This is a genomic window from Pontibacter virosus (genome assembly GCF_003096355.1).
GTDB classification, from domain to species: domain Bacteria; phylum Bacteroidota; class Bacteroidia; order Cytophagales; family Hymenobacteraceae; genus Pontibacter; species Pontibacter virosus.
Map to the genome: position 1 here is coordinate 48,380 of NZ_QEKI01000022.1, position 13,081 is coordinate 61,460.

The window sequence follows — 13,081 nt, forward strand, 5'->3', positions numbered from 1 at the left end:
TTATCATTTAAAAGATATTACAACATTTGCTTTTACAATCTCCCCGAAAGGTATTTGCACAGGCTCATACGTTGCCTTTTTGCCTTTTTGTTTGATTTCTTGTGTCAGGTTTATACCTGTTTCTGTTACTTCCTCCAGCTTGCCGGTTTTCTCGGTGCCGTCCTGCATTTTCAGTTTCAGGCTACGACCGATGTTTCGCTTGTACTGCTGCGGCTGCGAGAGTGGAAAGTCCACACCCGGTGAGCTCACCTCCAGCACATAAGACATTTCCTCGCCATACTCCTCTACGATCTTTGCATTGACGCGGCGGCTAATGCTGGCGCACTGGTCTATTGTGATGCCCTGCTCGCCATCAGCCAGCACAGTTATCTTAGGGCGCACTGCCGAATCAGACACCGTTACATCTACGATGAAAAGGTCGTTTTCAGGTAGACTGGCCTCAGCCATGACGCGAATATTTTGTGCCGTTATTGCCATAGTCAATTAAAGAAAATAAAGAAGGGGACCTCGCGTCCCCTCATCTCCTTGGAAATAATGTCACAAATTTACTATAAAAACATTATATAAACAACAATATGTGTTGAAGTGCGCTGTAATTATATGGTTTCTGGATATTTCGAGGGGCATTTGGGCAATTATTCTGAAGCTAGGTTTGACATTCCTACAGGCATAATTTGTAAGTTTGCCACCGTGGCAGGTACATTCAAACAAATACGCCGGAAAATCTGGCTGATCCTCAATATCCTGGTGGTGCTTTGGCTGCTGCTCGGGGTGTTAAGCATGCGCGTGCCCCCCTACGAATTCTGGCCTGCCGGCTTCATGGCTTTCTCACTTCCAGGTGCGCTGGTCCTCAATTTTCTATTCTTTATTTACTGGCTTTTGAAGCGCTCCTGGTATGTGTTTCTGCCCCTTGCCGTTATCGGTCTTGGCTGGAACCATTACGGTCGGCTGGTGTCCATTTCATGGGATAAGGAGTTGCCAACAGGAACCAAAACGCTGGAGGTGCTCAGCTTCAACGTGCATATTTTCAACGCCTACGAAAAGATTGTGGAAGGTGTGCCGCGTGTGTCGGAAGAGATGGTCGACTGGGTAGCTACGCATCCTGCCGATGTGTTCTGCCTGCAGGAGTTTTACAGCCGCGTCAACTCCACTGAGTTTAATAATTTCAACCGGATCGGGAAAAGGTATAACCGGTATGTGTTCGCCTCTACTTACCAGAGTGACCGTATTGTTTCTGATGTTGGCGTTGTAATTTTCTCAAAATATCCTATCGTAAGTGGGAATACACTGCACTTCTCAAATACAACAAAACGTAGCGCCAACCGGGCCGCCTGGGTTGACATTAACGTGAAAGGGGATACGGTCAGGGTATACGCCGTGCACCTGCAGTCAATGAGCATCAGGGCAGAAGATATCGAGAATACTTACACTGCAATAGGCGACGAGGCAAGCTTTAAAAAAGAGAGCCGCAACCTGGCCCGCCGTCTGCGCATGGGCTTTCGCGCCCGGGCTATGCAGGTGCAGGAGTTGCTCGACCATGTGAAAACTTCACCTTATCCGGTTATCGTGACGGGCGACTTTAACGACATCCCGTTTAGCTATACCTACAGTCAGCTGGTAAGCGAGTTGAACAACTCTTTTGAGAAGGCTGGCAATGGTGTAGGGGCTACGTACAACGGACCTTTGCCATTCCTGCGTATTGATAACCAGTTCTACAGCGAAGGACTGGAGGCGCACGATTTTAAAACACACTACGAAATGCCGCTCTCCGACCACTTCCCCATTTCGGCGACCTACGTCATCAAACCGAAGGAGGAGTAAGGTACTGCCGGTATAATTTTTTAGTTTTGAACATTGGTTGGCCAGTTGAGTTAACCGGAATAATTAAGTATAAACAGAAGGCATGCTCCTTGCGCATGCTGTGCTTTATCGATACCATGCAACACAAACTGAACCTGTACAACACGCTCACGCGCAAAAAAGAACTGTTCGAACCGCTGCACGCACCCTTTGTGGGTATGTACGTTTGCGGACCGACGGTGTACGGTGAGCCGCACCTAGGCCATGCACGCAGTGCCGTTACCTTCGATGTGCTGTACCGTTACCTCAAATACCTGGGCTACAAGGTGCGCTACGTGCGCAACATCACCGACGTAGGGCACCTTGAAAACGATGCCGATGAAGGCGAGGACAAGATCCAGAAGAGAGCGAAGCTGGAGCACCTCGAACCGATGGAAGTGGTACAACATTATACCAATGTGTACCAGCAGGACATGGCCACGCTGAATGCAAAGTCACCTGACATAGAACCGCGTGCTTCCGGCCACATCATCGAGCAGATTCAGATGATACAGGAGATACTCGAGAATGGCATGGCTTACGAGGTGAACGGTTCGGTATACTTTGATGTGCCAACCTACCATAAGAATAACAACTACGGCAAGCTGTCCGGTCGCATTATTGAGGATTTGCTGAGCAACACCCGTGACACAGAGGGGCAGGGCGAAAAGCGTTCGCCGCTGGACTTCGCGCTCTGGAAAAAAGCCTCGCCGCAGCACATCATGCGCTGGCCTTCTCCTTGGAGCGACGGCTTCCCGGGCTGGCACCTCGAGTGCTCGGCCATGAGCCGCAAGTACCTGGGCGAAACCTTCGACATCCATGGTGGTGGACTTGATCTGATGTTCCCGCACCACGAATGCGAGATCGCGCAGAGCCAAGCGAGCCACAGTCATAGTGATGCCGCCCGCTACTGGGTGCACAACAACATGATCACGGTGAACGGGCAGAAGATGGGCAAGTCGCTGGGCAACTTCATCAACCTGAGCGAGCTCTTTAGTGGTAATCACCAAATGTTGGAGCAGGCCTACAGTCCGATGACCATTCGCTTCTTTATCCTGCAGGCGCATTACCGCAGCCCCCTCGACTTTAGCAACGAGGCGCTGCAGGCTGCTCAAAAAGGGTATAGAAAGCTGATGAACGGTATGCGCGTACTTGAGAAGTTGAACTACCCGGAGGAAGGCGTAGATACGCCGGATGAGAAGCTGAATGATGATCTGCTGAAGCTGACAGAGGACTGCTTCCGCGGCTTGAACGATGACCTGAACACGGCCCGCGCAATCGCTTCGCTTTTCAACCTGCTCAAGAAGATTAACAGCCTATACCTGGGGCAGCTGCAGATTGGGGCGCTAACGCGCGGCACTTTCGATACTATCCGCACAACCTATACCGAACTGGTAAGCAATGTGCTGGGACTGAAAGATGAGCCGACTGCTGACATGGAAAATATGCTGGAATTGGTACTCGGCTTTTACAAAGAAGCAAAGGAGAATAAAGCGTATGACAAGGTAGATGCTATCCGTGCTGAACTGAAAAAGCAAGGCATCGTGATCAAGGACCTGAAAACCGGAATTGACTGGGCTTATGAAGAATAATATGAAGCTACTGGCTATGCTGCTGTTTGGAGCGATGGGACTTAACAGCTGCGACTCTTCTGAGAACGGAAGCAGCAACGAACGTGTGGCGACTACAGAGGTGGAAGAAGCTGTGGTGCAGGCGCCTGAGTTCAATGCCGACTCGGCTTATCACTTTGTGGACCGGCAGGTGGCTTTCGGGCCCCGCGTGCCCAACACGGCAGAGCATTACAAAACAGGGGAGTGGCTGATCGAAACGCTGCGCGGTTACGGTGCCGAAGTACAGGTACAGACCTTCCAGGCAAAGGCTTTTGATGGCACCATGCTGAACCTGCGCAACATTATCGGCACCATCAACCCGAACGCAACCAAACGGGTACTGCTGGCCGCGCATTGGGATACACGCCCCTTTGCTGACAAAGACGATAAGGACCAGAACAAACCCATCGACGGCGCTAACGACGGTGCCAGTGGCGTGGGCGTGCTACTCGAAATTGCCCGCACCATACAGGCTGCTGAGCAGAAACCAGGTATAGGCATCGACATCATTTTCTTTGATGGGGAAGACTACGGCCGTCCGGACAACAGTGAGCATCCCTACATGCAGGACGATTGGTGTCTGGGTTCGCAGTACTGGAGCAAGAACAAGCACAAGTCGAATTACAAAGCGAACTACGGCATCCTGCTCGACATGGTAGGAGCCGAGAATGCCAAGTTTGCCCGTGAGGGGACGTCTATGCAGTATGCTCGCAACATTGTGGACAAGGTATGGCGTGCTGGTAACCGCATTGGCTACTCTGACTACTTTAAGTATGTGAACGCCCCGGCCATTACCGACGACCACTATTACGTGAACACAGTGGCAGGCATCCGCATGATCGACATCATCGAGTACAACATGGCGAACCAGGACGACTACTTTGGACACTACCATCACCGCCATACCGACACGATGGATATCATCAGCAAGAACACTCTGAAGGCAGTAGGCCAAACCGTGCTTCACGTGCTGTATAACGAGTAGGGCTATACCTAGTCAGCAATAAAAAAGGCGCTCCATGGAGCGCCTTTTTTATTGTCTTACAACGGAGGGCAGCACATTGTCTTCCGTCATTTTTTGCACGGTGAGTTCAGCAAACTGGCTGGCTGCCTTGCGCAGGCTGCGAGGGCTATGCGACTTGGATTGGGCTGACCAAACCAGCTGGTCAGTATTGACATCGTAGAGGTTAGTTTCAAGGTAGTATACCTTGTCTTCGGTGTAGTAGCCGGGATCGTACAGCGTGGGGTGCCAGAAGTTGTAGTAGCCTCTGAAACTGCCATACCAGATAAACCGCGTCATGGGGCGATACCCCATATTGCCTGGCACGTAACGGGTTTCGGTTTGCTCGTCTACCAGCGCGGCCGTCAGGATGGCATCATGCCCGCCATCCTTCATGCGCTCGATGAGCACGTTGACGTCAGGTCCGGCTTTAGCAGTAGCAGAGGGCGGGAACAAGTCAATGCTGCGAGTCGCCTGTATGCCGCGCATTTTCAATTGAGCCTGCAGGTCGTTCTCTACCTCCTGCCGGGCCAGCACATTGTCGGTCAGAGCAGCCACCACAACCCGCTGGTAGTTCTGCGCCTCAATCTCAGGACTTTTCCAGGAGCCTAAGATCTGTGTAGATGAGGAACAGCCAACTATACCTGTCAGGAGTAGCAAGAGCGGCAGCCAGGAATTTACAAGTGGTTTATGTGCCATGTTTTCAATGCTTAAAATGCTTGCAGATAACACTTTATATAACGAGTGAGGGGTTGAATTAGATTTAAGAGAGCAAGGTACAGCCATGCCTGGTATAGGCAGGTGATAAGGCAGTGACATTTAGTGCCAGGTAGAGGGAAACATTTTAGAGAGGTATTCGGTATGTTGGGGCAGCGCACCCATGCTGGCAACAGAAGTCATGTGAATTTCTGAGTATTCAAAAAGCATTATATATTTGTTCTGCAATTCAATACGTCCCTTTATAAAACTTTAAAAAATGTCGTACGATAACATCGTTTCCTTACTTGGTTCTGAAGCGGAAAATCTGCTTCAGTATGAAAGCAAAACAATCTCCAAGGACCTGATCCATGCACCGGGTCCTGACTTTGTGGACCGTGTGTTCTCACTGTCTAACCGCAACCCGCAGGTATTGCGCAGCCTGCAACAGCTTTTCAACACGGGGCGTCTGGCTGGCACAGGCTACCTGTCCATCCTGCCCGTTGACCAGGGTATAGAGCACACAGCGGGTGCCTCTTTTGCCCCAAACCCGATTTACTTCGACCCTGAGAACATCATTAAACTGGCGATCGAGGGTGGCTGTAACGCGGTGGCGACCACGTTCGGTAACCTGGCCATGATGTCCAGAAAGTATGCGCATCGTATTCCGTTTGTGGTGAAGATAAATCACAACGAACTGATGACCTATCCGAACAAGTATGACCAAATCATGTTCGGTTCCGTGGACGAGGCCTGGAACCTGGGAGCGACAGCAGTAGGCGCTACTATCTACTTCGGTTCCGAGGAGTCTTCCCGTCAGATCATTGAGGTAGCTGAGGCTTTCGAAAGAGCACACCAGCTGGGCATGGCCACGATCCTGTGGTGCTATACCCGCAACAACGCCTTCAAGAAAGACGGCACGGACTACCACGTGGCGGCTGACCTGACAGCACAGGCCAACCACTTGGGCGTAACGATTCAGGCCGACATCATCAAGCAGAAACTGCCTGAGAACAACGGCGGCTTCAAGGCGATCGGCTTCGGTAAGACGCACGAAAAAATGTATTCCGAGCTTTCTTCTGACAACCCGATTGACTTGGCCCGCTACCAGGTGGCCAACTGCTATATGGGCCGCGCCGGTCTGATCAACTCCGGTGGTGAGTCGAAGGGCGAGTCGGATCTGGCGGATGCCGTACGCACGGCCGTTATTAACAAGCGTGCAGGCGGTATGGGCTTGATCTCTGGCCGCAAGGCTTTCCAGAAAGACATGAAAGTTGGTGTGGAGTTGCTGAACGCGATTCAGGACGTATACCTGGCCAACGACATTACACTTGCGTAATCTGTAGCAGAACTGCTGATTATTACCTAATTTTACAGCCTGCTTTGGAATTGCTCTTTTGTGAGTATTCCGGAGCAGGCTATATTTGTGCCCAAATCTGCCCGAAGCCGGAGAAGAGGGGTATGGCGGAACAACCATTTAATGTGCAGCATGCACGACCGATACGATTATGATGCCTTGGTTTAAACGAGTAGAAAAAGGAATTATCACTCCGACAGAGGAGAAGAAGGAAACCCCGGACGGTTTGTGGTATAAGTGCCCGGATTGCAAGACAGTGACGAGCATGACCGAGCATCGCAAAAACCTGAAGACCTGCGTGAAGTGCAACTACCACGACCGTATTGGTTCCAAGGAGTATTTCGCCATTCTGTTCGACGATAACAAGTTCACGGAAATGGATGAGGACATGAGCTCGGGAGACCCGTTGAACTTCATCGACTCCAAGCCATACCCGCAGCGTACAGCCGAGACCCAGCGCAAGACTGGTTTGAAAGATGCCGTGCGCACTGCTTATGGTAAGTCAGGCGGCAGGGACATCACCATTGCCTGTATGGACTTTGCCTACATCGGCGGCTCTATGGGATCTGTGGTAGGCGAAAAGATTGCCCGTGCCATCGACCATGCCCGCAAGACGCGCACGCCTTTCATGATGATCTCCAAATCAGGTGGTGCCCGCATGATGGAGGCTGGCTTCTCGCTGATGCAGATGGCCAAAACCTCTGCCAAACTAGCGCTGCTTTCTGAAGAAAAACTACCTTATGTCTCTCTGCTCACCGACCCGACCACCGGAGGTGTGACTGCATCATACGCTATGCTGGGCGATTTCAATATTGCTGAGCCGGGTTCTCTGATCGGTTTTGCCGGACCTCGTGTTATTAAAGAAACGATCGGGAAAGACCTGCCAAAAGGCTTCCAAAGCGCAGAGTTTGTGTTGGAGCACGGCTTCCTGGACTTTATTGTGGACCGCAAAGAGCTGAAGCAGCGCCTGGTTGACCTGCTGGGTATGATCATGCCTGCTACGGAAGAAACTAACGGCACTGCCAAAACGCAGAAGGCCGACAAGTCGTCATAAGCAGATTGTATAAATATTTAGACGTAAAGAGCCTGTTAGTGTTGCTGACAGGCTCTTCTGCTAGTACTCAAACATGACAAAATTTAACCTGATCGGGGGTAAACGAACCTTTTTGGCTCGTGAAAGTAATAGTTTGGGTAGAGCACAATATTGTGCCTAATTTTGGCATTAGTATTGCGAAAGCACAAAAGCAACGCAATTTGTATTAACTAATACTACTATTAACCAAAAACCAATTTTTAATTTATCACAAGACTATGAAATTAGTAAAACTATCGTTGACATCTATGCTGGCCGTGACCATGCTGTTCACTTCGTGCCAGACTACGGCACCTACCACTTCTGGTACTGGCGATACGTCTACCACAACAGGTAACAGAACCGATACCAGCACTACCGGCGAAGAAAAGCCAGGCATGAATAAAACTACCAAAGGCGGTATCATCGGAGCAGGCTCCGGCGCTGTAGTAGGTGGTATCATCGGTAACCGCATGGGTAACACAGCGGCAGGTGCCATTATTGGTGCGGCAGTAGGTGGTGCAACAGGTGCCGTGATCGGTCGCCGTATGGACAAGCAGGCCGAGGAGCTTGAGAAGAGCATGGAGAATGCCAAGATTGAGCGTGTAGGCGAGGCTATCCGTATCAACTTCGACTCAGGTATCCTGTTTGCCGTGAACTCTGCTGAGCTGAGCGCCAACGCCAAAAAAGACATCGATGGCCTGGTAACAACACTGCAGAAGTACGAAGGCACAAACATCATTATTGAGGGCCACACGGACAACACCGGTAGCCGCGAGCTAAACCAGGGTCTGTCGGAGCGTCGTGCGCAGGCTGTTGCCAACTATGCCCGCACACGTGGAGTAGATGCATCGCGCATGCAAGCGAAAGGTTACGCGTTTGACCAGCCAATTGCTGACAACACCACAGCTGAAGGCCGTTCGCAGAACCGTCGTGTAGAGATCATCATCATCGCAAGCGAGGAGCTGAAGAAAGCTGCCGAAAGCGGAGAGATAAAATAAGGTATAACACCTGTACTGAAGCGCCTGTCAGGTATACCTGGCAGGCGCTTTTTGTGCATCATACTTTAGCTGAAAACCCCCTCTACGGCCTGAAAAAGCTATCCATAAACTCCTTTTGAATATTCTCCGGTTAGTTTACGTATATACTTTGTCTAATGTAAGTTATCAGCAAGAGCGATTAATGTGTTGATTAATAGTGGCTTGTGCGTAGTAAGCAGTATAAGTGCTATATGCAAATACAACATTTTAACCCATTAGGAGTATTAAGGGCTTAATCTGACAACTATAATTGAAAATTAAAAAACGAAAACAATGAAACATATCAGAATTTATTTAGCAGTGTTGGCCGTATTCGGTCTATTGTTTACTTCCTGTAATGCCAGTCGCACGGCCAAAGGTGGTGCTATAGGTGCCGGTGGTGGAGCCGTAGTGGGTGGTGTAATTGGTAAAGTGGCTGGTAACACAGCGGCGGGTGCCATTATTGGTGCCGCTGTTGGTGGTACAGCTGGTGCCCTGATCGGTCGTCACATGGACAAGCAGGCTGAAGAACTGCGCCGTGACCTCGAAAACGCTAAAGTAGAGCGTGTAGGAGAGGGTATCAAAATTACTTTCGACTCGGGCATCCTGTTCGATGTGAACTCCGCTCAACTGCGTTCGAACGCACAGACTGACATCCAGCAACTGGCCACTACGCTGAAGAAGTACGAAGACACGAACATCATCATCGAGGGCCACACGGACAATACCGGTAGCCGTGATTTGAACCAGCGTCTGTCAGAGCGTCGAGCTGAATCGGTGGCGAGCTATACGACGCAGCAAGGTGTTTCGCGGAGCCGCATTACAACACAGGGCTGGGCTTTTGACCACCCGGTAGCCGATAACTCTACGGCAGCAGGCCGTCAGGCTAACCGTCGTGTAGAGATCGCGATCTTTGCAAACGAGAGAATGAAGAAAGCCGCAGAGCGCGGTGATCTGTAAGCATTAGATAGACTGATGAAAAGCCAGCTATGCCACTTTAGGTATAGCTGGCTTTTTTATGTGGCGTTAGGTTTTAGAAGGTGCAGGTTGCTTGCGCTTGCGGAGGACAATGGCAAACCCGATGGCGATGATAGCTCCCAAAAAGGCAAGCACCATGTCTTTCTGCGCGTCCCAGATGTCGCCCTGCATCCCAAGGTAGGCCATTCCCTGTTCATCCCCGTCATACACAAGATCTGCCACAACCCACTCCACAATTTCGTATATCGCGCCCAGCGCCAACACGAGCGACAACGTGAGCACGCTGCTCAAGAACACACTCAAATCAAAGCCTCTCCTCGCAATTTCATACAGCGGGTACGTAAGCATAAGTCCGAAGCCGAAGTGTACAATGCGGTCATAATGGTTGCGCTGAAAATTGAACGGCCCTTTCATCCACTCCCCAAACGGGTTGTCGGCATACTGGTAGTAACTGCCATACACGTGCAGCATCATGAACAGGAAGATCAAGGTATAGCTGGTGTCGGTGAAGCGGAAGATGTTGTAAAAAGCCGCCAGAATGATCAACACTGAAAGCGAGAGGGAGTTCTCGAGCAGCCAATTGAGCAGATCGGGTGTGGTAAAGCCTGTGTAGCCCAAGAAAAGAACAAAAATGGCAGTATAGGCTATGTGCAGCGGCTTGTGCAGGAAAGGGAGCTTGTTTTCAGAGCGGAAAGTCATTGTAAACGTCATGTGCCAACTGGTTTTGTGTGCTAATGCAGCATTAACCTAAAATTGATACACATGTTTTACCTAATTGGATACAAGCTTTTTGAAAAGCTTTAGGCCAGCAGGTCTTTTTGATAAAACACCAGCCTGATTGGGTTGTCGGCAGGGTTTTGTGTTGGGTCGCAATGGTAGCCGAACATTTCCACCCCGTTCATGTAAGGGAGCAGCTTTTTGTAGAAGGTATGGCCTGTGTTTTCGGGGCTGAAAGTGATGTCGTGGTATACGCAGGTAGGTAGTGAGGGCATGCGGCTGAGCTTGTCGAACAGCACGTCGGGCTTGCCCAAGTCGCCTGAGTATACAAGGCGGTTGTCTTCTTCTTCGAAAATATAGGCAAACGACTGCAGACCTTCCGAGTGCAGCCCATAAGTATCAACGGCCTTTATACCTTCAAAATGCTCGAGCGGCATAAAGTCCACATACTTTTCCGGGTCCTTCACCTGTATTTTCAGAAACTCGTATACCTGCGCCTTAAACTGGTCAGTCGGGTACAGAATGGTTGGCTTAGGGGCTTTATCCACTACATGCTTGTGTAGTAGCAAATTGGCCAGGCTACCGCAATGGTCGTTGTGCAAATGGGTGATCAGGATATAACTTACCCGATGTACCAGGTTTTTGTGCACCAGCGTCTGGTATACTGTAAAACCGCAATCAAGCAGAACGCACTTTTCCCGTATCGTCACCAGGGCGGCAGAGTTCAGATAATCGATGTCGAATGCACCTCCTGTTCCTAAGAATTTGATTTGCATAGAATGAAAGTAAATGCTGTTTGGGCCTGAGTTACAGGTATAGCGGTAATTGAAATAAATTGTTGTAATATAATACAATTTTCCTGAACAAATGTTCTAACGCATAGTCCAGTCATTCTCAACTGATTTTGTCGGAAACGCCATTTGCATTAAGCCGTTATATTAAGAACTGGCAAACCCACGTGCACAATGGAAGGACATGAACGACCCGCTGAGGAGAAAACGATGATTACCCACGAGCTGCTGAATCAGGAGTACAAGCGCCTGGAGCTTGATCCGCGCCGCAGCCACATGCACGAACTGATCTCTACCATGCTCTCACACCGCACCAACCACGCAGATGAGCAGAAGGCTTACTATACCATGCTGGAGCGCTTCGGAGATTGGGAGGGAGTGCTGAACGCTCCAGAGGATGAACTTGCCGATGCGGTGAGCACAACCCGCTACCCTTTGCAAAAGGCTCCTCAGATACAGCAGACGCTGCGTATGATAAAAGAGGAGCGGGGCGAGATGAACATCGATTTCCTGGCCGACTTGCCAGTAGAAGAAGCCATGGCCTGGCTGACACGCCTGCCCGGTGTAGGACCTAAGACGGCTACTTTACTGCTACTGTTCAACTTCAAAAAACCGGTGCTACCCGTCGATACGCATGTGTTTCGGGTAAGTCAGCGGGTGGGGCTGATCGGCGCCAAAGTAACTGCCAACAAAGCCCATGATATTTTGCTGGAAATGCTGCCCAAGGATGCCACTGAGCTGTTCAACTTCCACAAGCACCTGTTCTGGCATGGGCAGAAGGTATGCACCTGGTCGTACCCAAGATGCGAAAAGTGCGTGCTAAACGGAATTTGCAACTATTACAGCCAGGTGCGGGCGAAGGGGATTGATAAGGCGGCGTAGCTGGGTTTACAGTTGGAGCCTCATCATGATGTCCGTCTGCTCGTCGTCACCTAACTTGAAAACATGTCTGTCAAATTCGACGAAGCCATTTTTCTTATAGAAACTGATAGCTCTTGGGTTTTCTTCCCAAACACCCAACCAGACATAGTCAACGTTCAGCTGCCTTGCAATATGGATGGCGTGTTCATAAAGTACCTGCCCCACACGTTTCCCGTGGTATGCCTTTAACACATAGATCCTTTCTATTTCAAGGCCTTTGTCGTCTTTCAATTCTGTCTGTGCCTGGCCGGAGTTTAGCTTTAAGTAACCGACTACTTTATCATCAATTGTCGCGAAATAGAATTGAGAGTTGTTATCACGGAGTTCGGCCGTCAGTTTTTCAACAGATAACCCTTCTTCCAGATACTTTTTCAAATTATCCTCTGTATTCCCAACTGAGAAGGTCTCGGAGAAAGTTTGCCTGCTGATTTTTTGCAGTTGAGCAACGTCACTTAGGGTAACTTTTTTTATAGCGATGTTATCCATTCTATTTTCGGGCCTTATGTTGAAGTTGGCACTAGCGGCTTGACTAAACTGCGATTTAATGCATTTTAGGTTTTGTGGATATTTTTTTTTCTAAGTCGCATATGTCTTTAACCAAATTCTCAATTTCACTTTCAGAATAACCGTATGAATTCAGTCCACCACTAAAATGCTTTGGTAATAAAGGTCTTTGGTAATCAGCTTTTCCATGCAACACCTCAAAAACGGAGACTCCTAAATTAAAATCAAGGTGATTGTACGCATACTTTATTTCATACTTTTTGCAACCATTTTTATACAGCCCAATTTTAGTTACACCACAACCATCGCCATCGATAAGCTCGGTTCTGATGTCTAGCTGAACGATCTTCAGAATAGGAGTTCCAATTTGATTAAAGTTATCTAGGTATTCTTTGTGCATTATAATTACTAGCGGATTTGTGCAGCCAATGCCCTTAGCGGAGCAAGGGTTAAAGCTGCACTGGGTTGCACTAAACCTTCGGTAGCTGGTTTTAAAAAGCAGCGGATAAGGGCTATCTTTTGGATTCACATTTAACTTCTAATTTAAGATGAAAAAAAAGAGCCTACCCTTATCCAG

14 protein-coding genes are annotated in these 13,081 nt (G+C 49.5%); 8 read left to right on the forward strand and 6 right to left on the reverse strand.

From position 1 onward, the window contains the following. Positions 1-3 precede the first annotated feature (3 nt). The gene (locus C8E01_RS20555; protein ID WP_243409737.1) at positions 4-477 is read right to left on the reverse strand and encodes a ribosome maturation factor RimP; all 474 of its coding nucleotides are present in this window, start codon (positions 475-477) and stop codon (positions 4-6) included. A 213-nt stretch (positions 478-690) separates the two neighbouring features. Here C8E01_RS20555 and C8E01_RS20560 point away from each other — a divergent pair, with 213 nt between their 5' ends. The 3 genes from C8E01_RS20560 to C8E01_RS20570 all read left to right on the forward strand — a co-directional run bounded on the left by C8E01_RS20560 (position 691) and on the right by C8E01_RS20570 (position 4,434). Beyond that, entirely contained in the window at positions 691-1,821 is a 1,131-nt protein-coding gene (locus tag C8E01_RS20560; RefSeq protein WP_116545350.1) for an endonuclease/exonuclease/phosphatase family protein, read from the forward strand. Positions 1,822-1,937: 116 nt separating this feature from the next. Then, positions 1,938-3,431, forward strand: a complete 1,494-nt coding sequence (gene cysS, locus C8E01_RS20565; protein WP_116545351.1) for a cysteine--tRNA ligase — start codon at positions 1,938-1,940, stop codon at positions 3,429-3,431. Continuing rightward, a complete protein-coding gene (locus C8E01_RS20570; RefSeq protein ID WP_243409738.1) occupies positions 3,421-4,434 on the forward strand; it encodes a M28 family peptidase in 1,014 nt (337 codons plus the stop codon). The genes cysS and C8E01_RS20570 overlap by 11 nt, the downstream gene beginning before the upstream one ends. Positions 4,435-4,482: 48 nt before the next feature. Here the strand turns inward: C8E01_RS20570 and C8E01_RS20575 are convergent, their stop codons facing one another. After that, on the reverse strand, positions 4,483-5,148 hold the full coding sequence (locus C8E01_RS20575) for a hypothetical protein (protein WP_116545336.1): 666 nt from the start codon (positions 5,146-5,148) through the stop codon (positions 4,483-4,485). 277 nt (positions 5,149-5,425) lie between these two features. Between C8E01_RS20575 and C8E01_RS20580 the strand changes: the two genes are divergently transcribed. From C8E01_RS20580 to C8E01_RS20595, 4 genes are all read left to right on the forward strand, one after another. Then, a complete protein-coding gene (locus C8E01_RS20580) occupies positions 5,426-6,484 on the forward strand; it encodes a class I fructose-bisphosphate aldolase (RefSeq protein ID WP_116545337.1) in 1,059 nt (352 codons plus the stop codon). Between the two features lie 172 nt (positions 6,485-6,656). Continuing rightward, positions 6,657-7,556, forward strand: a complete 900-nt coding sequence (accD, locus tag C8E01_RS20585) for an acetyl-CoA carboxylase, carboxyltransferase subunit beta (protein ID WP_165820702.1) — start codon at positions 6,657-6,659, stop codon at positions 7,554-7,556. A 257-nt stretch (positions 7,557-7,813) separates the two neighbouring features. Next, positions 7,814-8,575 (forward strand): OmpA family protein, encoded by a 762-nt coding sequence (locus C8E01_RS20590; RefSeq protein ID WP_243409739.1) that lies wholly within the window; start codon positions 7,814-7,816, stop codon positions 8,573-8,575. Between the two features lie 312 nt (positions 8,576-8,887). Continuing rightward, the gene (locus C8E01_RS20595; RefSeq protein ID WP_116545340.1) at positions 8,888-9,553 is read left to right on the forward strand and encodes an OmpA family protein; all 666 of its coding nucleotides are present in this window, start codon (positions 8,888-8,890) and stop codon (positions 9,551-9,553) included. 66 nt (positions 9,554-9,619) lie between these two features. Here C8E01_RS20595 and C8E01_RS20600 read toward each other — a convergent pair whose 3' ends face one another. Beyond that, the gene (locus C8E01_RS20600) at positions 9,620-10,282 is read right to left on the reverse strand and encodes a DUF2238 domain-containing protein (RefSeq protein ID WP_243409741.1); all 663 of its coding nucleotides are present in this window, start codon (positions 10,280-10,282) and stop codon (positions 9,620-9,622) included. 89 nt (positions 10,283-10,371) lie between these two features. Beyond that, positions 10,372-11,064 (reverse strand): MBL fold metallo-hydrolase, encoded by a 693-nt coding sequence (locus C8E01_RS20605; protein WP_116545342.1) that lies wholly within the window; start codon positions 11,062-11,064, stop codon positions 10,372-10,374. A 189-nt stretch (positions 11,065-11,253) separates the two neighbouring features. On the opposite strand from C8E01_RS20605, the gene C8E01_RS20610 reads away from it, so the two are divergent. After that, positions 11,254-11,961: an endonuclease III domain-containing protein gene (locus C8E01_RS20610; RefSeq protein ID WP_116545343.1), complete on the forward strand. Its 708-nt coding sequence runs from the start codon at positions 11,254-11,256 to the stop codon at positions 11,959-11,961. Between the two features lie 6 nt (positions 11,962-11,967). Here the strand turns inward: C8E01_RS20610 and C8E01_RS20615 are convergent, their stop codons facing one another. Further along, a complete protein-coding gene (locus tag C8E01_RS20615; protein WP_116545344.1) occupies positions 11,968-12,486 on the reverse strand; it encodes a GNAT family N-acetyltransferase in 519 nt (172 codons plus the stop codon). Between the two features lie 55 nt (positions 12,487-12,541). Further along, positions 12,542-13,033, reverse strand: coding sequence for a hypothetical protein (locus C8E01_RS20620; protein ID WP_133242804.1), 492 nt, complete (start codon positions 13,031-13,033; stop codon positions 12,542-12,544). Positions 13,034-13,081 lie beyond the last annotated feature (48 nt).

Excerpts from the sequence above, each read along its gene's own strand:
- C8E01_RS20555 (WP_243409737.1), bottom strand. The coding sequence starts at position 477 with ATGGCAATAACGGCACAAAATATTCGCGTCATGGCTGAGGCCAGTCTA.
- cysS (WP_116545351.1), top strand. The coding sequence starts at position 1,938 with ATGCAACACAAACTGAACCTGTACAACACGCTCACGCGCAAAAAAGAA.
- C8E01_RS20570 (WP_243409738.1), top strand. The coding sequence starts at position 3,421 with ATGAAGAATAATATGAAGCTACTGGCTATGCTGCTGTTTGGAGCGATG.
- C8E01_RS20575 (WP_116545336.1), bottom strand. The coding sequence starts at position 5,148 with ATGGCACATAAACCACTTGTAAATTCCTGGCTGCCGCTCTTGCTACTC.
- C8E01_RS20580 (WP_116545337.1), top strand. The coding sequence starts at position 5,426 with ATGTCGTACGATAACATCGTTTCCTTACTTGGTTCTGAAGCGGAAAAT.
- accD (WP_165820702.1), top strand. The coding sequence starts at position 6,657 with ATGCCTTGGTTTAAACGAGTAGAAAAAGGAATTATCACTCCGACAGAG.
- C8E01_RS20590 (WP_243409739.1), top strand. The coding sequence starts at position 7,814 with ATGAAATTAGTAAAACTATCGTTGACATCTATGCTGGCCGTGACCATG.
- C8E01_RS20595 (WP_116545340.1), top strand. The coding sequence starts at position 8,888 with ATGAAACATATCAGAATTTATTTAGCAGTGTTGGCCGTATTCGGTCTA.
- C8E01_RS20600 (WP_243409741.1), bottom strand. The coding sequence starts at position 10,282 with ATGACGTTTACAATGACTTTCCGCTCTGAAAACAAGCTCCCTTTCCTG.
- C8E01_RS20605 (WP_116545342.1), bottom strand. The coding sequence starts at position 11,064 with ATGCAAATCAAATTCTTAGGAACAGGAGGTGCATTCGACATCGATTAT.
- C8E01_RS20610 (WP_116545343.1), top strand. The coding sequence starts at position 11,254 with ATGGAAGGACATGAACGACCCGCTGAGGAGAAAACGATGATTACCCAC.
- C8E01_RS20615 (WP_116545344.1), bottom strand. The coding sequence starts at position 12,486 with ATGGATAACATCGCTATAAAAAAAGTTACCCTAAGTGACGTTGCTCAA.